This is a genomic window from Pseudarthrobacter sp. MEB009, from assembly GCF_030208875.1.
Classification (GTDB): Bacteria; Actinomycetota; Actinomycetes; order Actinomycetales; family Micrococcaceae; genus Arthrobacter.
On the sequence record NZ_JARVTC010000002.1, the window covers coordinates 1 to 20,000 of the forward strand.

General features: G+C 65.0%; 22 protein-coding genes, 1 tRNA gene and 1 other RNA gene. 15 read left to right on the plus strand and 9 right to left on the minus strand.

Annotated elements, in window-relative coordinates:
* Window positions 1–481 precede the first annotated feature (481 nt).
* The 4 genes from QRN07_RS00015 to QRN07_RS00030 all read left to right on the plus strand — a co-directional run bounded on the left by QRN07_RS00015 (window position 482) and on the right by QRN07_RS00030 (window position 2,489).
* On the plus strand, window positions 482–901 hold the full coding sequence (locus tag QRN07_RS00015; RefSeq protein WP_050684777.1) for a DUF3052 domain-containing protein: 420 nt from the start codon (window positions 482–484) through the stop codon (window positions 899–901).
* Complete coding sequence (locus tag QRN07_RS00020) at window positions 898–1,389, plus strand: peroxiredoxin (protein ID WP_285240031.1); 492 nt, start codon at window positions 898–900, stop codon at window positions 1,387–1,389. Before QRN07_RS00015 ends, QRN07_RS00020 begins: the two co-directional genes overlap by 4 nt.
* 1 nt (window position 1,390) lies before the next feature.
* Complete coding sequence (locus QRN07_RS00025) at window positions 1,391–2,311, plus strand: NAD-dependent protein deacetylase (protein WP_285240032.1); 921 nt, start codon at window positions 1,391–1,393, stop codon at window positions 2,309–2,311.
* Window positions 2,312–2,413: 102 nt separating this feature from the next.
* A tRNA-Val gene (locus tag QRN07_RS00030) sits at window positions 2,414–2,489 on the plus strand.
* 80 nt (window positions 2,490–2,569) lie between these two features.
* On the opposite strand, the gene QRN07_RS00035 is transcribed toward QRN07_RS00030, so the two are convergent.
* Window positions 2,570–3,919, minus strand: coding sequence for an alginate O-acetyltransferase AlgX-related protein (locus tag QRN07_RS00035; RefSeq protein ID WP_285240033.1), 1,350 nt, complete (start codon window positions 3,917–3,919; stop codon window positions 2,570–2,572).
* A 105-nt stretch (window positions 3,920–4,024) separates the two neighbouring features.
* On the opposite strand from QRN07_RS00035, the gene QRN07_RS00040 reads away from it, so the two are divergent.
* The 3 genes from QRN07_RS00040 to QRN07_RS00050 all read left to right on the plus strand — a co-directional run bounded on the left by QRN07_RS00040 (window position 4,025) and on the right by QRN07_RS00050 (window position 6,883).
* Window positions 4,025–4,315: a hypothetical protein gene (locus tag QRN07_RS00040; protein WP_050684773.1), complete on the plus strand. Its 291-nt coding sequence runs from the start codon at window positions 4,025–4,027 to the stop codon at window positions 4,313–4,315.
* Between the two features lie 287 nt (window positions 4,316–4,602).
* Entirely contained in the window at window positions 4,603–5,400 is a 798-nt protein-coding gene (locus tag QRN07_RS00045; protein ID WP_056597514.1) for an IclR family transcriptional regulator, read from the plus strand.
* A gap of 133 nt (window positions 5,401–5,533) precedes the next feature.
* Entirely contained in the window at window positions 5,534–6,883 is a 1,350-nt protein-coding gene (locus tag QRN07_RS00050) for an MFS transporter (RefSeq protein ID WP_285240034.1), read from the plus strand.
* 70 nt (window positions 6,884–6,953) lie between these two features.
* Here the strand turns inward: QRN07_RS00050 and QRN07_RS00055 are convergent, their stop codons facing one another.
* On the minus strand, window positions 6,954–8,018 hold the full coding sequence (locus QRN07_RS00055) for a D-2-hydroxyacid dehydrogenase (protein WP_350224275.1): 1,065 nt from the start codon (window positions 8,016–8,018) through the stop codon (window positions 6,954–6,956).
* A 67-nt stretch (window positions 8,019–8,085) separates the two neighbouring features.
* Between QRN07_RS00055 and QRN07_RS00060 the strand changes: the two genes are divergently transcribed.
* Genes QRN07_RS00060 through QRN07_RS00070 form a run of 3 tightly spaced genes read left to right on the plus strand, consistent with a single transcriptional unit; the run spans window position 8,086 to window position 10,834 of the window.
* Window positions 8,086–9,015, plus strand: coding sequence for an NAD(P)-dependent oxidoreductase (locus tag QRN07_RS00060; RefSeq protein ID WP_285240036.1), 930 nt, complete (start codon window positions 8,086–8,088; stop codon window positions 9,013–9,015).
* Complete coding sequence (locus QRN07_RS00065; RefSeq protein ID WP_285240037.1) at window positions 9,012–9,782, plus strand: SDR family oxidoreductase; 771 nt, start codon at window positions 9,012–9,014, stop codon at window positions 9,780–9,782. The genes QRN07_RS00060 and QRN07_RS00065 overlap by 4 nt, the downstream gene beginning before the upstream one ends.
* Window positions 9,782–10,834, plus strand: a complete 1,053-nt coding sequence (locus QRN07_RS00070; protein ID WP_285240038.1) for an L-idonate 5-dehydrogenase — start codon at window positions 9,782–9,784, stop codon at window positions 10,832–10,834. The genes QRN07_RS00065 and QRN07_RS00070 overlap by 1 nt, the downstream gene beginning before the upstream one ends.
* Window positions 10,835–10,850: 16 nt before the next feature.
* Here the strand turns inward: QRN07_RS00070 and QRN07_RS00075 are convergent, their stop codons facing one another.
* Complete coding sequence (locus tag QRN07_RS00075) at window positions 10,851–11,576, minus strand: FadR/GntR family transcriptional regulator (RefSeq protein WP_050684766.1); 726 nt, start codon at window positions 11,574–11,576, stop codon at window positions 10,851–10,853.
* 203 nt (window positions 11,577–11,779) lie between these two features.
* Here QRN07_RS00075 and gnd point away from each other — a divergent pair, with 203 nt between their 5' ends.
* The gene (gene gnd / locus QRN07_RS00080; protein WP_050684765.1) at window positions 11,780–13,216 is read left to right on the plus strand and encodes an NADP-dependent phosphogluconate dehydrogenase; all 1,437 of its coding nucleotides are present in this window, start codon (window positions 11,780–11,782) and stop codon (window positions 13,214–13,216) included.
* A gap of 84 nt (window positions 13,217–13,300) precedes the next feature.
* On the opposite strand, the gene epsC is transcribed toward gnd, so the two are convergent.
* The 3 genes from epsC to msrA form a co-directional block, all read right to left on the minus strand.
* Window positions 13,301–13,885, minus strand: coding sequence for a serine O-acetyltransferase EpsC (epsC, locus tag QRN07_RS00085; protein ID WP_050684764.1), 585 nt, complete (start codon window positions 13,883–13,885; stop codon window positions 13,301–13,303).
* A gap of 40 nt (window positions 13,886–13,925) precedes the next feature.
* On the minus strand, window positions 13,926–14,861 hold the full coding sequence (cysK, locus tag QRN07_RS00090; RefSeq protein WP_050684763.1) for a cysteine synthase A: 936 nt from the start codon (window positions 14,859–14,861) through the stop codon (window positions 13,926–13,928).
* Between the two features lie 65 nt (window positions 14,862–14,926).
* Window positions 14,927–15,451: a peptide-methionine (S)-S-oxide reductase MsrA gene (msrA, locus tag QRN07_RS00095; protein WP_050684762.1), complete on the minus strand. Its 525-nt coding sequence runs from the start codon at window positions 15,449–15,451 to the stop codon at window positions 14,927–14,929.
* A gap of 101 nt (window positions 15,452–15,552) precedes the next feature.
* Between msrA and QRN07_RS00100 the strand changes: the two genes are divergently transcribed.
* Together QRN07_RS00100 and QRN07_RS00105 are read left to right on the plus strand one after the other, a co-directional pair.
* A complete protein-coding gene (locus QRN07_RS00100; RefSeq protein WP_285240039.1) occupies window positions 15,553–16,473 on the plus strand; it encodes a Nif3-like dinuclear metal center hexameric protein in 921 nt (306 codons plus the stop codon).
* 120 nt (window positions 16,474–16,593) lie between these two features.
* Window positions 16,594–17,349 (plus strand): zinc ribbon domain-containing protein, encoded by a 756-nt coding sequence (locus QRN07_RS00105; RefSeq protein ID WP_056597660.1) that lies wholly within the window; start codon window positions 16,594–16,596, stop codon window positions 17,347–17,349.
* A 58-nt stretch (window positions 17,350–17,407) separates the two neighbouring features.
* Here QRN07_RS00105 and QRN07_RS00110 read toward each other — a convergent pair whose 3' ends face one another.
* Window positions 17,408–18,172, minus strand: coding sequence for a YaaA family protein (locus QRN07_RS00110; protein WP_285240040.1), 765 nt, complete (start codon window positions 18,170–18,172; stop codon window positions 17,408–17,410).
* A gap of 74 nt (window positions 18,173–18,246) precedes the next feature.
* Here QRN07_RS00110 and rnpB point away from each other — a divergent pair.
* Window positions 18,247–18,636, plus strand: an RNA gene (rnpB, locus tag QRN07_RS00115) — RNase P RNA component class A.
* 159 nt (window positions 18,637–18,795) lie between these two features.
* On the opposite strand, the gene QRN07_RS00120 is transcribed toward rnpB, so the two are convergent.
* Both QRN07_RS00120 and QRN07_RS00125 read right to left on the minus strand, forming a co-directional pair.
* Window positions 18,796–18,951 (minus strand): hypothetical protein, encoded by a 156-nt coding sequence (locus QRN07_RS00120; protein ID WP_285240041.1) that lies wholly within the window; start codon window positions 18,949–18,951, stop codon window positions 18,796–18,798.
* A gap of 26 nt (window positions 18,952–18,977) precedes the next feature.
* Window positions 18,978–19,289, minus strand: coding sequence for a hypothetical protein (locus QRN07_RS00125; protein ID WP_285240042.1), 312 nt, complete (start codon window positions 19,287–19,289; stop codon window positions 18,978–18,980).
* Window positions 19,290–19,390: 101 nt separating this feature from the next.
* Between QRN07_RS00125 and QRN07_RS00130 the strand changes: the two genes are divergently transcribed.
* Window positions 19,391–19,978 carry a hypothetical protein gene (locus QRN07_RS00130; RefSeq protein ID WP_285240043.1) on the plus strand — a complete coding sequence of 196 codons (588 nt, stop codon included), beginning with the start codon at window positions 19,391–19,393 and terminating at the stop codon, window positions 19,976–19,978.
* Window positions 19,979–20,000 lie beyond the last annotated feature (22 nt).

The following is a 20,000-nucleotide window of genomic DNA, read 5'->3' on the forward strand; positions in this document are numbered from 1 at the left end:
CAGCTGGTTAGTCAACCCGCTGAGGATATGGGAGGTATCTTCTCCTGCAGCCACGTCCAACCTCTCTTTGCGCGCATGAACGGCGCACTCAGGCCAGGCAGGGTGACTGCCCGGCGTACATACGCCGTGTGCGACGTATTCGGTTACAACAGCCCGGTCATGTGTGCCGGGCAGGGTCCTAGAGCTCCTATCCCTGCTGCGGAGTTACACGGTTGTTGTCCGGCAGGCATAGATGTCACCAGCCACTCTAGCCCTGACCGTAACCCGATGCGTAGCCGCGCCCTGGGCACCCCGGTTGTATTTCGCCGTCATACTGGTTGTGTGACTAAAAGCCGCTGCGAAGCGGGGTGAAGGTCCCCGATGTGACGCAGAATATGTGCCGCGACGGGGCCGGCAGCTTGAAGAGCAGGCACAAAGGGTGTTGGCTTGGAGTAATGGAAATCACTATGCAGACTGCATACATGAGGCATTGGAGGTACACGTGAGCGAGGCCGACGCCGCCACTTCGGTAAATGTGGCGGAAAAATTGGGTTTCAAGACTGGGGATCTGATTCAGGAGTTCGGTTACGACGACGACGTCGATTTCGACTTACGTGACGATATCGAGGACCTCACGGGGTCTGAGCTGCTGGATGAAGACGATCACGAAGTTGCTGACGCCGTCATCTTTTGGTGGCGTGCAGGCGATGGCGATCTTGTCGACAGCCTGATGGACTCGTTGACCACGCTGAGCGAAACCGGAGTTGTCTGGGTCCTGACGCCAAAGTCGGGCCGGGACGGGTACGCCTCACCGGCAGATATCCAGGAAGCCGCCCCCACTGCAGGTCTGCACGTCACCACGTCAGCCGGCGTTTCCAAGGACTGGAGCGCCACCCGGCTGGTGAGCAGGAAAAACAAGTGAGCATTGCGCTGGCCCCCACCGCTGAAGTTCCTGCGGTGGGCAGCACAGCGCCGCCCTTTGAGCTGGTCAACCAGTTCGGCGAGCCCGTCCTGTTGCAGGATTACCGGGGCCGGACTGTGGTGCTGGTGTTTTATCCTTTCGCGTTCTCGGGCATCTGCACCGGGGAGCTTGGTGACCTCCGGGACAATGCAGCCGCCTTCGAGGCGGCCGGGGCCGCCGTGCTGGCGGTCTCCGCGGACAGCAAGTTCAGCCTGCGCGCTTACGCCGAGCAGGAGGGTTTCGGCTTTGACCTGCTCTCGGATTTCTGGCCGCACGGCGCAGTCGCCAGCGCTTACGGCGTTTTCGACCCTGCCAGCGGCATGGCCCGCCGGGGAACGTTCATCATCGACCCCGGCGGAACCATCCGGTACTCGGTGCTGAATCCCAGGGGCGTGGCGCGGGACGTGGGCGCCTACCTCGCGGCCCTGGCCACGCTGGCCGGGTCCTGACATGGCAGAACCACGGCCCCGGATCGGACTGACCGGGTTTGCCAGCAGGCAGCCCGTCCCCAATGCCGGCCCGTCGGCGTCGGATCTTCCGGGCCTTGAGACTGCCTCCGGTTTACTGGCGGGACTGCGGCTTGCCGTTCTCACCGGCGCCGGCCTCAGCACTGACTCGGGCATCCCGGATTATCGGGGCCCGGACTCGGCACCACGCAAGCCCATGACGTACCAGGAATTCACCAGGGATGCGGCAAACCGCCGGCGCTACTGGGCCCGGAACCATATCGGCTGGTCACACCTGCGCCATGCCGACCCCAACGAGGGGCACTTCGCCCTGGCCAGGATGGAGCAGCGGGGACTCCTCACCGGCCTTATCACCCAGAACGTGGACCGGCTGCATGAAGATGCCGGCAGCACCAACGTCGTGGACCTGCATGGCCGGTACGACCGTGTGGTCTGCCTCGACTGCCACCGGAACTACTCCCGCCAGCTCCTGGCCGGGATGCTGACGGAGTTGAACCCGGACTTCCTGGCCCAGGCACTCGCCGCCGATGTGGTGGAAATCGCGCCTGACGCCGACGCAACAGTCGAGGACGACGCGCTCATCAGCACCTTTGTGGTGGCCGTATGCCCTGCTTGCGGGGGAGTGCTGAAACCCGACTTTGTGTACTTCGGCGAAAACGTGCCGAAAGACAGGGTGGAGCGTTCCTACGCCATGGTGGACGACGCCGAAGCCCTGGTGGTGGCGGGCTCGTCGTTAACTGTCATGAGCGGCCTGCGCTTCGTCCGGCACGCTGCTAAAGACGGCAAGCCCGTCGTCATCATCAACAGGGGCGCCACGCGCGGCGACGACAAAGCCACCCTCAAGCTCGAGTCGGGAGTCAGCGAATCGCTGACCTGGCTGGAGAGCGAACTTCCCACCCCCTGACCCCGCGGACCGCGGGACCCCTTCCGATTCGCGTTGCTGCCGGGGGTGGGGTAGAGTCGATGTTTGTTGGTCAGGGCGGCGCCGCCGCCCGGAGCATCGTTTGGGTCTTTAGCTCAGCTGGTAGAGCGCCACGTTTACACCGTGGATGTCATCGGTTCGATCCCGGTAGGACCCACCAAAGAAAACCCCGTAGTTGCAGCCTGATTGGCTGTAAATGCGGGGTTTTCCCGTTTTCCCGGTGTGCGGCCGGGGACGCCCCTAGGCTGTGTTCGCCGCCGGGGGACGTACCAGGAACCGTTCGATGGTCTGGAAGATGACGTAGTCGGGTCGTACGTCGCGGATGTAGTCAAGGTCCAGCGCGTTCTCCCACTTCATGTGGTATTCCCTGAACAGCCGCGAGAACCACCAGCCCAGGCGGGTGGGGCTTTCCACTCCGCCGAAGAAGGAATTGCCAAAAACGACCACTTTCTTATCCGATACCGGGGCACTGTTCTGCCAGATGTTATGGGACCCCACAAAGTGGCCCGGTGAATACGAATAGACGTTGGTGATCTCCTGCTCGCCCAAAGCGTCGGGCGCAGGACGGTATTGCTTGTCCCACAGCGGGACGTCGAAGAACTTGGCTGACAGGTCCCCGTCCCGGTACGTGGTTTCGGTCAGGCCGACCCCGTCAAGCCAGCGGGGGTCGCAGCCCGGGAGCCGCTCCAGCATTGCCCGTGTCATGGCCAGGAAACCGGCGGGGGAGCAATGCGTATCGTTCCGCTGCCAGGCCCCTATTTCGTTGTCCCAACCATCAAACATGCCGAGGAAATTCAGGTAGCCCGGCTTTCCTGCCATGAGTTCATCCACCCGGTTGTACAGCGGCGTGGGCCCGCTGATGGGGAGGGGCGCCAGGTGGCGGAGGGCGGTCAGTTTCTCGGGAATCATGACCTGCAGGAAAGGGATTCCCAGTTCCGCCAGGGCTTTTGCGTTGGAGTCAAGGGCCGCTTCCCACCGCTGGGCCTTCTCCTCCATGGCTGCCTTCGCCGCATCGGTGGCGGGTTCGCGGTACTGGTCGCGGAGGGCGTTGCTTCCGCCCGTCAGGAAGAGGTGCCCGTCGCGGCCCAGCTGGGCTGTGTCGTTGCCGGAGCGCATGCCCACCGGGAAGCCCAGGTAGGACAGGTCGCCGGACTTGCCCGCAGCGGCGCTTTCCCGGGCATACTTGGCCAGGCCGGACTCCTTGACCTGCAAGGCGTCCAGGATCACTTCACGGGTCCCGCTGGAATTGGCCGAAGCGGTGGTGACGAAGTCGGCCATCATCTGATGGTAAGCGCGACCACCCAGCTGGACCGGGCTGCGGACGCCGTCAACGACGGCCGCCACATGGTGCGACTTCGCCAGCAGGTGATGGCTTTCGGCCGGCTCATCCAGGCTCAGCGTGAACACCCGGTTCGGCACACCCAGGGAGGCCACAACATCGGCTCTTTCGTGGCCAAACACTGCGGCGCCGGAGACCTCTCCGTTGCGGTCAAAATGCAGGGCGGGTGGTTGCCCGCTGGGGTCCACCTGGATCCACCCGGTCAGCGTGAGCTTATCCGGGGAGATGGAATCGAAGTAGCCTTGGAGCATTTTCCCTCTTTACTTTCCCTGCAGCGGACCGGTCGATTCTTCCACACCGGCCGTGCCCGGCGCCTGCCGGGCCATGATGTCGGTGCCCTGCCCTAAGTTGCAGGAATGGAACACGTGATAGTGCACACGGGCAAGGATGGACGGCCCACGGCGGTGCTCAGCGGCGGCAGGGAATGGACGGTGGGTGCCGAACCTGTCAGATGGTTTGAGCGGGTGAACTGGTGGGAGCTCAACCGCAGGATGCCCAAGGGCGGCAGCCGGATCGATGTGGAGGTCCTGCAGGTCCAGGTCAGGCTGGGCCGCAATGCAGGTTCGGCGTTGACCACCATGCTGCTGCAGCGGGACGGACTCGGCGGTGGGTGGCGGCTGCGGGAGTCGGTGGCGGACGCCGCCTGAGCGGCTGAAAGCGGTCCTGGTGACGGGCCGCACCCGGGTCCGGGCATTGGAAAACCCTCCACCGCGACTATTGGGGGATGCCGCGGTGGAGGGCCTGTGATGAATATACCGTGAACTTCAGGAAACACGAAGTTGACACGGTGTCCGACACGCAGGTGTCCCGTGGAAGCGTCTGGTCAGCCGGCAACCCACGGCCACGGCAAACCGTCCAGCCATTATGATGGTTACTGTTCAGCGGAATGAACAGTAGGACACGGTAGCTTCCGACGCCCCATCAAAGGAGAATCATGGCCGATTCCCGCACCGCCCGCCCGTCAGACGGACTTGGGAGCTCTTCCCCGGCGCCGGCAGTAACCCGGGCGGCGGCCGTCCTGGATGCCCTGGCCGCCTCAGCCACGGGGCGGTTGACCCTGAGTGACCTGGCCCGCGAGCTCGGGATCCCCAAGTCGTCCACGTCCAACCTGTTGCTGGCGCTTGAGGAGGCCCGGTTGATCAGCAGGCAGGGGGCGGAGTTCACTTTGGGGCGCAAGCTGGTGGAACTCGGCGCCGCTTACCTGAGCCGGCTGGATGAAGTCCAGGAGTTCTACCGCTATTGCGAGCAGGCCGCCACGCTGTCAGGTGAGACCGTGCGGATCGCCATGCTGGACGGTACAAACGTGATCTACCTGGCCCGTTATGAAGGCCACCCTGCCGTGCGGCTGACGTCTAACATCGGCGACCGGATGCCGGTGTCGCTGTGCGCCGTGGGGAAGGCCCTGATTGCCCGGCTCCACGACCATGACATCGATGACCTCTTCGCCGACGATGCGGACCTTCCCGTCCTCACGCCGAAATCCCTCCGGACCGGCGCCGAGCTGAAGGCCCAGTTGCTGGAAATCCGGGAACAGGGCTACGCCTTTGAAGATGAGGAATCCACCACGGGCGTGGTGTGCCTGGCCGTCGCCGTTCCCACGCGCGGCGCCCACGGGCCGAGCCTTGGCCTGTCTGTGACTGCTCTTAAGGCCACCTATACACCCGAGCAGGGCGCCCGGATGGTGAAGGAGCTCCGCGAGCTGGCCCACTCGCTGGGCAATCCCATGGGATAGAGGTGTATTTCCCATACACACCTTGCTCATTGTTCAGCTTGATGTACTCTGTTCAATATAGTGATCAGCACAACAGGTGTGATCACTGACCCACCAGGCCAACGGAGGCCTGGAGTGTTGTGAGGGAGTTCTTGTGACAACTCGTACTAATGCACCACAGGCCGGCAGGGACGACGCCGTCGTTGACCCTGACCAGCTGCGCCGGGCAACATTGGCCAGCTCCGTGGGCTCCGCCCTGGAGTACTACGACTTCTACATCTACGGGCTGGCGTCGGCGCTGATCTTCGGCCCGTTGTTCTTCTCCCCGCTGGGGGAGAGCGGAGCCGTCATCGCCTCCTTCGCGACGTACGGTGTGGGCTTCGCGGCCCGGCCCTTCGGCGGCGTGGTCTTCGGCCATATCGGAGACAGGTTCGGCAGGAAGATGGTCCTGATTCTGACCATCGGCCTGATGGGTATGGCCAGCTTCGCCATCGGCCTGCTGCCGACGTTCGAACAGGCAGGGATGCTGGGCGCGGTCCTCCTTGTGGTGCTGCGTATCGTCCAGGGCCTTGGCGCCGGCGCCGAGCAGGCTGGCGCCACCACCTTGATCTCCGAAGTCGCGCCGCGCCGCCGTCGTGGATTCTTCGCTTCCCTGCCCTTCGTGGGTATCCAGATGGGCACGCTGCTGGGCGCCGGCACCTTTGCGCTGATGGCCCTTGCCGACAAGGAAGTGCTGCAGGGGTGGCTGTGGCGGGTGCCGTTCCTGGCCAGTTTCCTCCTCATTGTTGTGGCTGTTTTCATCCGGCTCCGGCTGAAGGAAACCCCGGTGTTCCAGGAACTGGAGAAGCACAAAGCCGTGGTGAAAAACCCGGTGGGGCAGATCTGGAAGCATTCCAAAAAGAACGTCCTGGTGGGCATCGGGCTGCGCATGGGCGAGAACGGCAACTCCTCCATCTATTCGGCGCTTTTGGTCTCTTTCATCAGCATGCCGGCCGGCGTTTTCGCCGGCGACAAGTTCATCGGCCCTACCGGCCTGCTGATCGCCGCAGGCTTTGCGGCCGTTATGGTGGTGGTCTTCGGCGGTTTGTCGGACAAGTACGGCCGGGTCCCGGTCTACCGTTATGGCGCACTGTTCCAGGCCGTCATCGCACTGCCTGCCTTCTACCTCGTCACCCTGGGCAGTGTCACCCTGGTCTGGGTGGTTATGGTGGTGGGCATCGCCCTGGGTGTGCAGTCCATGCTGGGCCCGCAATGCGCCCTGCTGCCCGAACTGTTCGGCTCCCAGCATCGCTTCACCGGCGTGGCCTTGAGCCGCGAACTCTCCGCTGTCCTGGCCGGCGGCTTCGCTCCAATGATCGGTGTGGCACTGCTTGCGGCCACCAACCACTCCTGGCTGGTGCCCGCCATCTACTCCCTGGTGCTGGCATCGATCTCCTTCGCCACCACGTTTTTCACACCGGAAACCAATGGCCGCGACCTCGTCCTGGTGGAAGACGCACACTAGGACTGCAACGAAGAACGCCCGGCCCGCATCACTGCGGGCCGGGCGTTTTGTATATCGGGGGGAGTGCCGGTCAGTAGAAATGCACGGGATCAACCAGGTGCGGCAGCTCGCCGCCGGCCAGGAAGATGCCGAGGTTGGCGGAGAAGCGCTCCGCGATCAGCCGGTTTTCGGCGGCACTCAGCGCGGAAGTATGCGGGGAGACCATCACCCGGGGATGGTCCCACAGCGGGCTTTCCTGCGGCAGGGGCTCCACAGCGAAGACGTCCAGGCAGGCGTAGGAGACCTGGCCGCTGTCCAGGGCCTCGAGCAGGGCATCCTCATCCACCACCGTGCCGCGGCCCACGTTGATGAAGACGGTTCCCGGCTTCATCGCAGCGAAAATCTCCCGGCTGAAGAGGCGCTCCGTGTACGGCGTGCCCGGCAGGGTGTTGACCACGGCGTCCGCGGTGGCGAGAAGTCCGGCCAGCCCGTCGTTGCCTGCTACCTCGTCGATTCCTTCCAGCGGCTCAACGGTCCTCTTGGTCCCGCTGACCTTCATCCCCAGGGCGCGGGCCACACGTGCGGTTTCCAGGCCGATTTCGCCGAGCCCGGTGATTACCAGCCGCGAGCCGCTGACCAGCCTGGTGGGTGTCCGCAGTTCCGGCCATATCCGGTTTGACTGGTCCACGGCCAGCTCTGCGGAGCGCTTGAAACCGTTCAGGATGCCCAGAGCGGCGAACTCCGCCAGTGGCAGGGCGTGGACGCCCGCAGAGGTGGTTACCTTAAACTTCTGCAGGCTTTCCAGGTCAAGGCCGGATGCCCTGACCGCTCCGCCGGCCCCTGCGGCCATGGCCTGGACCCATTGCAGGTGCGGGTTCTGCCGGGCCACCTGGGCCAGCCCGGCAGGGCTTTCGTTCGGCAGGCCGTAAAGGACCTGCGCCTGGTTGATCATGGCCCAGTAGCGCTCTTCCTGTTCGGGAGTACGCCGGAAGTCCGGGTCGCCTGCGTGATCGGCCGGGAAGCGTTCCGGCGGCAGGAGGTCCGGCTGGTACAGGACGGTGACGGATGGGTGGGCGGCGCGGATGCTTTCAACCAGCTCAGCCTCGAGCGGTACGGCAATGGCCACGGTAGGCGAAGTTGTCATGCTGTTCATCATACTGAATGGAGGCTAGGATATTGAACAGTTTCGCCCGATTTTGGCACAACGATGTGGGGTCACCAGCATGCAGGACAACAACGTAGGCTTCGTGGGGCTGGGCCTGATGCGCCTGCCCATGGCGTCAAACCTGGTACGCGGGGGCTGGCAGGTGACGGGTTGGAACAGATCCCCGGGCCCGGTAGCGGAACTCTGCAACCTGGGCGCCGCCGGGGCCGGGTCGGTCGCCGGCCTCCGGGATCTGCCGGTGATCATTTTTATGCTTCCGGACCTTTCCCACATCGAAGACGCCGCGGCCGGCCTGCTGGCCGCCTGGCAGGCAAAGCCGCCGGAACCAGGCACCGTGCTGGTGGTCATGAGCAGCGTTTCGCCACAGCGGGTCCGGGACTTCGGCCGCCGGGTGGAAACGGCCAGCGCCGGCAACGCCGCGGTAGTGGACGCGCCGGTCAGCGGCGGCACGGCCGGCGCCACGGACGGGACCCTGGCCATCATGGCCGGCGGCACTGTTGACGACGTCGCCCGCATCACGCCCGTCCTCGCCGGCATGGGTACCACCGTCCGGCACCTCGGCGGACTCGGCTCGGGATCCTTGGCCAAGGCCTGCAACCAACTCATCGTGGGAACCACGACGGCGGCACTCGCCGAAGCTGCCGAACTCGCCGAGCGCTCCGGCATCGACGCCGGCGCACTTTTTGAGGTCCTCGCCGGTGGCCTGGCCGGAAGCCGGGTCCTGGACATCATGGGACCACGCCTGGTGGCCAAGGACTACCGGGTCACCGGACCCGCGAAGTTCATGCACAAGGACCTCACCTTTGTAGTGGAGTCTGCCCGGGTGGCCGGTGCGGCGGTCCCCCTGGCGGCGGCCGCCGTCGACCTCTACGCGGAACTCAAAACCCAGGGACTGGGTGACCAGGACCTGACGGTGGTCCGGCAGGCCATCTCACACCTCAGCGATCAGGCAGCCGCGCACGCGGCAGAAGGAAGCGTCACGGCATGAACGGACTTTTTGACCTCACAGGCCGGGTGGCGCTCGTCACCGGCTCCAGCCGCGGGATAGGAAACGCCCTGGCCCGCGCCCTGGCCGGCGCCGGGGCCACGGTTGTCCTCAACGGGCTGGACCCGGACCGGCTTAAATCAGCCGAGACTGCCATGGCCGAGGATTTCGCCCATGGCCGGATCCACAGTGTGGCCTTTGACGTCACCAGCGACACCGCTGCCGCGGCAGGCGTCGCCTGGATCGAGGACAACGTGGGCCCGCTGGACATCCTGGTGAACAACGCCGGCATCCAGCACCGCGTCCCCATGCTGAAGCTCGACGTCGCCGACTGGGAAAGGGTCATCGCCACCGACCTCACCAGCGCGTTCCTTGTAGGCAGGGAGGCCGCCCGGCACATGATCCCGCGCGGCCGGGGGAAGATCATCAACATCTGCTCCGTCCAGACGGACCTGGCCCGCCCCACAATCGCCCCCTATATCGCGGCCAAAGGCGGCCTGCGCAACCTGACCCGTGCCATGACCGCCGAGTGGGCAGCCTCCGGGCTCCAGATCAATGGGATTGCACCCGGCTACATCCATACCGAGATGACCCAGAACCTGGTGGATGATCCGGCGTTCAACTCCTGGATCCTCGGCAGGACGCCCGCGCACCGCTGGGGCACCGTCCAGGACCTGGCCGGACCGGCCGTATGGCTTGCCTCCGCCGGCTCGGACTTTGTGAACGGGCAAACCATTTTCATCGACGGCGGAATGACGGTGGTGGTCTGATGGAAACGCTGAACCTGCCCACTTCGGGACCGGCCGTGGTGGCCTACGCCGCCGGGGACCTGCGCATCGAGGACGTGCCGCTGGTCCCGCCGGCAGCGGACCAGGCGGTGGTACAGATCCGGTACGGCGGTATCTGCGGCTCCGACCTGCACTACTGGCAGCACGGCGCGGCGGGGGAGTCGATCCTTAAAGCTCCGATGGTCCTGGGCCACGAGATCGTTGGGGTGGTGGCCCAGGCGGCCGTCGACGGTTCGGGTCCCGGCGTTGGGACGCCGGTGGCTGTCCATCCCGCCACCCCGGGCCCGGGCGCCGCCCGCTACCCGGCGGACCGGCCCAACCTGTCACCGGGATGCACCTACCTTGGCAGCGCTGCACAGTACCCGCACACAGACGGCGCCTTCAGGCGCTACGCCACGCTTCCCTCCCGGATGCTCCGGGAGCTGCCGGCCGGCCTGGACCTGCGGACAGCGGCGCTGATCGAACCGGCCAGCGTGGCCTGGCATGCGGTGGCACGTGCCGGGGAGGTAGTGGGGAAGACCGCGCTGGTGATCGGCTGCGGCCCCATCGGTGCGCTCGCCGTTGCCGTCCTCCGCCGGGCCGGGGCCGCGACAATCGTTGCCGTTGACGTGCATCCCAGGCCTTTGGAGATTGCCGCCGCCGTCGGTGCGGACCGGGTCCTGCAGGCAGGGGACGCCGAAGCCATCACCGCTCTGGAAGCTGACGTGGTGATCGAATCCTCCGGCAGCCACCATGGGCTGGCTTCGGCCATCAAGGGTGCGGCCCGCGGCGGACGGGTGGTGATGGTGGGCCTGCTGCCCTCCGGTCCGCAGCCGGTGCACATCTCGCTGGCCATCACGCGGGAACTGGAACTGGTGGGTTCCTTCCGGTTCAACGACGAGATCACCGACGTCATCGGAGCCCTCGCCGATGGCAGCTTGCGGATAGGCGCGGTAATTACCCACGAATTCCCGCTGGAGCAGGGGCTCGAGGCCTTTGAGGTGGCCCGGAACTCCGCAGTGTCAGGGAAGGTCCTGCTGGACTTCGGACCGTAGCGGTCCCGGCGGGCCGTCAGCGATTGACGGGAATGAAGACCCTGGGCTGCTCGGTCCAGGTGTCCGCCATCCGGGTCATGGTCCGGCGCATGATCCGCTCCGAGCCCTCCCGGGCCGCCGCGCCATCGCCCCTCGCGATCGCCTCCGCGACATCCACATGCCACTGCAGCGCCGCCTCGTGCGGGTGGTCCGGCATCAGTCCGTGGACGGTCCTGCCGGTCAGCGTCTCGGCCACCTGGCCCATAAGGTTGGCGAACATCTCGTTGCCGGACCCGGAGAGCAGCAGCGAATGGAACGCAATGTCCAGCTCCAGGAATCGGGGCACGTCGCCGTTGTGGCCGGCGTCGCGCATGGCACGTGCCACCTGCACCAGTTCCAGCCGAAGCGGTGCCGGCGCGTTCGCGGCTGCCAGTTCGGCCGCGGCAGGCTCCACGGCCGACCGCAGTTCCGCCAAGGACCTCAATTGGGCGCCGCGGGCGTCGCTGGCCAGGCGCCAGCGGATCACCTGGGCATCAAAAGGGTTCCAGCGGCCCGCGGGAAGCACCCGGATGCCCACCCGCTTGGTGGTTTCCACCAGGCCGAGCGACTGCAGTACCCGGACCGCCTCCCGGATCACGGACCGGGAAACCTTGAGCTCCACCTCGAGCTGCTCAGCGAGCATCACGTGTCCGGCAGGCAGCTCACCGGAGATGATGCGGGTGCCAAGATTCTCGATGGCACGGTGGTGCAGGCTGCTGGTCATGGCCTCCAGCCTAGTGCGGTCTGCTCCGGCGGCAGGCTCCGGCCGGGACCGCCTGCGACACAATGGGTTCCATAACGTGGGCGTTACTTCCCTGTTACCGGATGAATATATATGCTTTATTACGACCCTTGGATCTGCGAACGCACTTCTGCATCCGGAAACCGGCCTTCGCATCCGTCGCACAGTACAAATTGGAGTTTTAGATGTCTGCACACATCGGTGTCACCGGCCTCGCGGTGATGGGCGCCAACCTGGCCCGCAACCTGGCCCGCAACGGCTTCACGGTGGCCCTGCACAACAGGTCCGTCGAAAAGACGGACGCGCTGCTGGCCAAGCACGGCACGGACGGCGAGTTCATCCGGACCGAAACCCTGCAGGAACTCGTCGATTCGCTGGAGAAGCCCCGCCGGGTCCTGATCATGGTGAAGGCCGGCAAGCCGGTTGACTCCGTCATCGAGCAGCTCGAACCGCTCCTGGAAGCTGGCGACATCATCATCGACGCCGGCAACTCGCACTACGAGGACACCCGCCGCCGCGAGGCTGCACTGGCCAAGAAGGACCTGCACTTTGTGGGCGTTGGCGTCTCCGGCGGCGAAGAAGGCGCCCTCAACGGCCCCTCCATCATGCCCGGCGGTTCCAAGGAGTCCTACAAGGCCCTGGGCCCGCTGCTGGAAAAGATCTCCGCCAAGGTCGACGGCGAGCCCTGCTGCGCCTGGATCGGCACCGACGGCGCCGGCCACTTCGTCAAGATGGTCCACAACGGCATCGAGTACGCCGACATGCAGGTCATCGGCGAAGCGTTCGACCTGCTCCGCTCCGGTGCGGGCATCGAACCTGCAGAGCAGGCCAAAATCTTCACCGAATGGAACAAGGGCGAACTGTCCTCTTTCCTGATCGAGATCTCCGCCGAAGTCCTGGGCCACGTGGACGCCAAGACCGGCAAGCCGTTCGTTGACGTTGTGGTGGACGCCGCAGGCCAGAAGGGCACCGGCCGTTGGACCGTCATCTCGGCCCTGGAACTCGGCTCCCCGGTCTCCGGCATCGCCGAGTCCGTGTTCGCCCGCGCGCTGTCCTCGCAGGCCGGCCAGCGCAAGCTGGGCCAGGAACTGCTGGCAGGCCACGAGGCCAACGTCGAAATCCCGGACACCTTTGTGGAGGATGTCCGCCAGGCGCTTTACGCCTCCAAGCTGGTTTCCTACGCCCAGGGCCTGGACATGCTGACTTCCGCTGCGAAGGAGTACAGCTGGGACCTCAAGCTGGACGAGATCGCTTCCCTGTGGCGGGCCGGCTGCATCATCCGCGCCGAGCTGCTCAAGGACATCACCAAGGCCTACGCCGCCGAGGACAAGCCCGCCAACCTGCTGTTCGCCCCCGCGTTCACCGAAGCGATCGCCGGTGCCCTGCCGGCATGGCGCCGCGTGGTGGCCACCGCAGTGCAGCTGGGCATTCCGGTCCCCGTGTTCTCCTCCTCGCTGGCCTACTACGACGGCCTGCGCCGCAAGCGTGTCGCAGCAGCCCTCATCCAGGGCCAGCGTGACCTCTTCGGCGCCCACACCTACGGCCGCGTCGACTCCGAAGGCACGTTCCACACCCTCTGGGGCGAGGACAAGTCCGAAATCGAAGCTGTGGACACACACTGACGTCCCCGCGCTGAAACACCAAGGGCCGGCAGTTCCGAAACGGAACTGCCGGCCCTTGGCCGTTAAAGTCCTGACCGGGTTGGGTCAGATCCTGTATTCGATGTCGTACTCGGCCGGGTCAACGGCAGGCTTGGTTTCAAGCTGCGCATCGCGGTGCCGCCACCGGCCGGGGATACCGGTCACAATGGACTCAGGCGGAGCGTCCTTGACCACCACGGCATTGGCACCCACGGCACTGTCCCGGCCGATGGTGATGGGGCCCAGGATCTTGGCGCCGGCGCCGATGGTGACGCGGTCCCCAATGGTGGGGTGCCGCTTGATGCGTGCCAGCGAACGGCCGCCCAGCGTCACGCCATGGTAAATCATCACGTCCTCGCCGATCTCGGCGGTTTCCCCGATGACCACGCCCATGCCGTGGTCAATGAAGAACCTGCGGCCCACGGTGGCACCCGGATGGATTTCAATGCCGGTCCAGGACCGTCCCAGCTGGGACAGCAGCCGCGCGGGGAACCGCAGGGAAGGGTTCTGCCACATGCGGTGGGTCAGCCGGTGGATCCAGATGGCATGCAGGCCGGAATAAGCGAAAAAGTTCTCGAAAGAACCCCGGGCCGCCGGGTCGTGGGACCGGGCGGCCTCGAGGTCTTCCTTCAGTCTTGCAAAAAAGCGCACAAAGTACTTTCTACAGGAAACGCTGTGGTGTTCGGCCTGATCAGCCGCGGATGTCGTCATAGAGGACGGTGGAGATGTAACGCTCGCCGAAATCGCACACGATCGCGACAATCAGCTTGCCGGCATTCTCCGGGCGTTTTGCCAGTTCCAGGGCACCCCACACAATGGCGCCGGAGGAGATGCCGCCCAGGATGCCCTCCTTGATGCCCAGCTCGCGGGCAACGCGGACGGAGTCTTCCAGCGTGGCGTCCAGTACCTCGTCATAGACGTTGGTGTCCAGGATTTCGGGGACGAAGTTGGCGCCGAGGCCCTGGATCTTGTGCGGGCCCGGGGCGCCGCCGTTGAGGATCGCGGAGTCCTTCGGCTCGACGGCCACGATCTGGATGCCGGGCTTGCGTTCCTTGAGGACCTGGCCTACGCCGGTTACGGTTCCACCGGTTCCCACGCCGGCAACAAAGATGTCCACCTTGCCGTCGGTGTCGGACCAGATTTCCTCGGCCGTGGTGGTGCGGTGGACTTCGGGGTTGGCCTCATTGGCGAACTGCTGGGCCCAGATGGAGTTCGGCGTGTTGGCAACGATCTCCTGGGCCTTCTCGACGGCGCCGCGCATGCCTTCGGAGCCCGGGGTCAGGACGATTTCCGCACCGTAGGCGCGCAGCATCACGCGGCGCTCTGTGGACATGGTTTCCGGCATGGTGAGGATGACCTTGTAGCCGCGGGCAGCGCCCACCATGGCCAGGGCAATGCCGGTGTTGCCTGACGTGCCTTCAACGATGGTGCCGCCGGGCTTCAGGGCACCCGAGTTTTCGGCGGCGTTGACAATTGCCACACCGATGCGGTCCTTGACGCTGTTGGCAGGGTTGTAGAACTCCAGCTTGACGGCGACGGTGGCGTCGAGGCCCTCGCTGAGCCGGTTCAGCCTTACCAGCGGGGTTCCGCCAACCAGCTGCGTTACATCGTCATAGATCCGTGCCATGTGCAGATACGCCTATCTCTGAGTGTGAATACTGAGGTCAGCCTAACGATGCCGCGTAATGCTGGCTAAGCGTTAAGCCATGCAGAGTAATATTTCCTGGCCTTCGCGAGCTTGGGGTTGATGATCACCTGGCAGTACCCCTGCTCGGGGTGTTTGCCGTAGTAGTCCTGGTGGTAATCCTCGGCCACGTGGAACCGGGGGAGCCGGCTGACCTCCGTGACGATCGGATGGGACCATAGGGCCTGGTTACGGTCAATGGCTTCTTCGAAGAGGATCTTTTCCTCCGTGGTCTCGTAGAACATTGACGAGCGGTACTGGGTGCCCACGTCGTAGCCCTGGCGGTTCAGGGTGGTGGGGTCGTGCAGCGCGAAGAACATGTCCAGGATGACTTCCGCCGGGATGATGTCCTCGTCGAAGGTCACCGCCACCACCTCCGCGTGCCCCGTGGTGCCGTTGCACACGGAGTAGTAGTCCGGCCGGGGATCATGCCCGCCGGTATAGCCGGACACCACCGAGCTCACGCCCTTGGTTTTCTGGTAAACGGCGTCGAGGCACCAGAAACAGCCTCCGCCCAGAACAAAAGTTTTCATGTCCTCTTCAATGGTTGAGCGTGCCGGATGATTCCCGGCACAGCAAGGCGCGGCTGCCCGGGCACGCTCCCCGGGACCCGCGATGGGGTAAAACTAAGACTATGGAACCTGTGGACACCGACGTTACCGGCCCCGATAATCACGACGGCGGCACACCGCCCGGAGCCTCGGGTCCAGGGCCAGGGGCCGTCACCACACTGGCAGACCTGCTGCTTGCTGTCGAAGAGCTCTGGCCGGAGTCCCTCGCAGAGAACTGGGACGAGGTGGGCCTGGTGGCGGGGCGTCCGGGCGCACCTGTGTCCAAGGTCATGTTTGCCGTGGACCCCACCCTTGAGGTCATCGAGGAAGCCGTTTCCTGGGGCGCGGAACTCCTCATCACCCATCACCCGCTGCTGCTCAAGGGCGTCACGTCCGTGGCTGCCACCTCTGCCAAAGGCAGGGCCGTGCACCGCCTGATCGAATCAGGCACTGCACTGCTGACCGTGCACACCAACGGGGATTCCGCCGTCGGCGGTGTTTCCGATGTACTGGCCGATGCGCTGGGGCTTCAGGATGCGGTCCCGCTGACGGCAGCCGCCCACGGACTGCCGGAAGAAGGCATCGGCCGGGTAGGGGACCTTGCGGAGGCCGTCAGCCTGGGCGACTTCGCTGCCCGGGTGTTCGGTATCCTTCCGGCGGTGGCCGGCGGCGTCCGGGTGTCCGGCGACAAGGACGGCCTGGTACTCCGGGTCGCTGTCTGCGGCGGCGCGGGGGATTCGCTGTTTGACGAGGTCCGGGCCAGCCATGCGGACGTCTACGTCACCGCGGACCTGCGGCACCATCCTGCCTCGGAGGCCCGCGAGGCGGCTGTGAACGGCAGGCCTTACCTGGTGGACGTCTCGCATTTTGCCAGTGAATGGCTGTGGCTTCCGGCTGCTGCCACCGCGCTGGGCAACGTCCTCTCGGACCAGGGCCACGAGGTGCAGCTCAGGGTCAGTGGCACCAACAGTGACCCCTGGGACTTCATCCTGACTCCCGGCTAGGCCGGGCCCGCACACAACCCAGCACGCGCAGCGAGGCAGGGAAGCAGGGCAGGCGCTAGAGTCGTGGGAGCGCCAAATCGGTGCCCGGCCATGGGCCGGAAGGTTTTAGCGGAGGTAAAAGTGGCGAAGGCAGCACCGGCGGAACAGTTGAAGTTGCTTGAGCTGCAGGGTTTTGACGCCAAACTGACGTCGCTGGCCAACCGCCGCCGGACGCTTGAGACCGATCCCCGCATCAAGGACCTCGAAGCTGCACTGGCCGTTGCAAACGGCACCCTGGGCTCGGCGAAGGTTGCCGTCCACGATGCTGAAGCCGAGCTGAAGCGGGCTGAGGCCGACGTCGAACAGGTTGCCGGCCGCATCCAGCGGGACGAAGCGAAACTGAACAGCGGCACCGGCCTGTCCAAGGACCTGGTGGCCCTGCAGAAGGACATCGTCTCGCTCAACAAGCGGCGCTCGGACCTCGAGGACGTGGAACTGGAGGTCCTGGAACGGCTGGATACCCTGCGGGCAACGCAGGCCGGGCAGCAGGTTATCGTTGACGACATCCAGGGCTCCTTCGGCGGCATCCGCGCCGAGCTCGACGCGGCGCTGGCCGAAGTGGCTGCCGAAGCCACGGAGGTAAAAGCCAAGCGGGACGACTTCGCTGCGCTGCTGGAACCCGCACTCCTGGCGGTGTATGAAAAGACGCTGGCGAAGCGGGGCGTGGGCGCAGCCCGGCTGTTCCACGGCACCTCGGAGGCGTCCGGCATGAAGCTCAGCCCGGGCGACCTGGCCGAGATCAAGGCCGCCGCTGCCGATGACATTGTGTTCTGCCCGGACTCCGGGGCCATCCTGGTCCGCTCCGACGAGTGGAATACCGCGGCCCCCGCCAGCTGACCCCAACTAATTAGCAGTAGTTGTCGTTTTGGGGCGTCAAAACGACATCTACTGCGACCTAGTTGGGGAGGATGATGTTCAGCGCGTGCGGCTTGCGCACCGTGCCGGGAACCAACTCCGCGTCCCACCTTTCGCGGGCCGCTTTCAGCAGGGCCGCCGGCGTGGCGGGGGCGTTGCCGCGCCGCGCCAGCAGGTGCTGTGCCAGTTCCCCACGTGTGTGCTTGGCAAAATGGCTCACCACCTTGCGGACGCCGGCCACCTCGGTGAACACGTTGACGGCAACAGTACGGTCCGACGGCGGCGCCCACGCCGCTGCGTAGGTGCTGGACCGGCAGTCCACCAGCAGGTGGTCCGCCAGCTCCGGTGCGAGGGCGGCGCTCAGCTGCGGTTTCCAGAACGAGGCCAGCCGGCCGACGTCGGGCAGTGCAGTTCCCATGGACAAGCGGTAGGCGGGGACGCTGTCACCGAACCGGATCGCCCCCCACAACGCCGAAATCACCAACACCGACTGGTCCGCCTTGCGCCGCTGCGCCGGGGTCAGGCTGCGGTAGCCGAGCGCGTCGTACAGAACCCCGGAATAAATCTGGTGGGCAGGGGCCGCCGGTTCCGCGTGCAACCGGGTGTTCCGGTCGACGTCGTCCTGCAGGGACGCCCCCACGCCGAGCAGGGCCAGGGCATCCTGGTGGGCGCTGACCGTTCCCAATGCCTCCAGGACGGTGGCCCGGTGGGTGTTCAGGGCCGGAAAACTGAGTGTGGACCAGTCGACTGCGGGGCCGCGGACGGCGGGGGTCTTGCCTTCGGAGGGGGGAAGCAGAATCAGCACCGTCCGATCCTACCGGCGCTCCAACGCGCGGCGGCGCCAGGTTCCGGCACCCGCACCGTTAGACTTGATGCGGATGGGACAGCCAGGCGGCCGCGCGTCACGCAAGTGGCTCGAGGAACGTCCGGGCTCCGCAGGGCAGGGTGGTGGGTAACGCCCACTCGGGGTAACCCGCAGGCCAGTGCCACAGAGAAAAGACCGCCTGCCTCAGCCGTCCTTGGACGGGGGAGTGCAGGTAAGGGTGAAACGGTGGTGTAAGAGACCACCAGCTTCCCGGGTGACCGGGAAGGCTAGGTAAACCCCACCCGGAGCAAGGCCAGACAGGACACGTTTGAGGGCTGCCCGCCCGAGTGTCCGGGTAGGCTGCTGGAGGGCGTCGGCAACGGCGTCCGTAGATGGATGGCCGTCGCTCCCTTACCGGTAACGGTTCGGGGGAACAGAACCCGGCGTATCGGCTGTCCCATCCACTTATTTGGCTTCCGGCCCCGTAGTTGCGGGGCTGGATCGCTGTTTGTGGGCGGATTATGCAACTTGCACTTGTCTTGATTTATCAGTGTTCGATCGGCTTATGTCGGGTGGTTTTGCCCATATTTTGCCCATGGGCTGGGGCCGCTTAGGCCTGCTCCTCAGCCAGCGTAAGGGTTGGTGCGAATACTCAGTGCTTTGGCGCCGTCGGGTACTTGACCTGCGGCTGCTGCTTTGGCGGTGTCGTAGTCGGGCCCGGTTCCGGTAAATGCTTCTTGGGTACCGTCCGGGTTCGCGATGGTTAGGGTAACTTCCATGCGATCGAGCCTAGCCCTCGCCAGGATCAGTGCAGGTAGCGCCCTCGCCATTCACCCTCGGCGGGCCGGCGAACATCACCGGCCGGCACCCAGCAGCCTTGGTGGACGATGCCGTCATCATGCCAGGCGATACTGACCCACTCGCGGTTGTAGTGCTCGGCGTAGGCGTGGACTTCGACGGTGCTACCGCCCTTCACCGGGACCTTGGCGATCACCTTGGGCTCCTTGCCGTAGACGAACCGCCGGACGCTCCCAGGGGTCAGCTCAGGCTTGTGGCGGGCGTGCACATAGACCTGCCCATCCTGGACAAACGACTCTGGCGGATCGAAGGAAACCACCCCACCACTTAACCACCAAAAGCGCCCCACCTCCGAAGAGATGAGGCACCGGGTGGGGTGGGGAGCTTAACCGGATGTATCTGACCCCTATGATCGAGGGCATGATGCGGATCAAGTACGGCGTGGATGTCCGGCTAACCGAGGCGCACCTTCGTGAAATTCACTTCCAAGGGACCCTTGTAGAGATGGCATTCGAGGACATAAACCGGTGCTTCGCAGCTGGGGACTACAACGGGCCTCGCTTATGGTACTCATTATCGGGCGCGCTCAACTCAATGGCATCCATCTCGAATATTCTGTGGCCAACCCGGAATCGGGCGGACGTGAAAATGCGATCCGCTGCGATTCGAAAGACGCTTGGAGTGGATGATTCAGGACTCACAGCTTTACGAGATGTCCGGAACAAACTGGTTCATTTCGATGAGTACATGGACAAGTGGAATGCCACATCCAGACGCGGGATGCTCGTGGATCGGTTCGTCGGCCCTGCGGACACTTTCCCGTCAATTAGCCCTGAGGACTTCGCTAGGCGTTACGACGTCTACGCCCAGGAGCTATCCGTGTTCGGCAGTGCAATCGGACTTGTGAGCGCACTGAATGAAGTTCAGAACTTGATGGCAGATATCGAAGCCTGTCGGAATTACTTCGGGGACTCATTGGTGCCGGAATCCGAGAAGTCAGGCGCCTGACGGTCGGCCCATGACGTGCAGC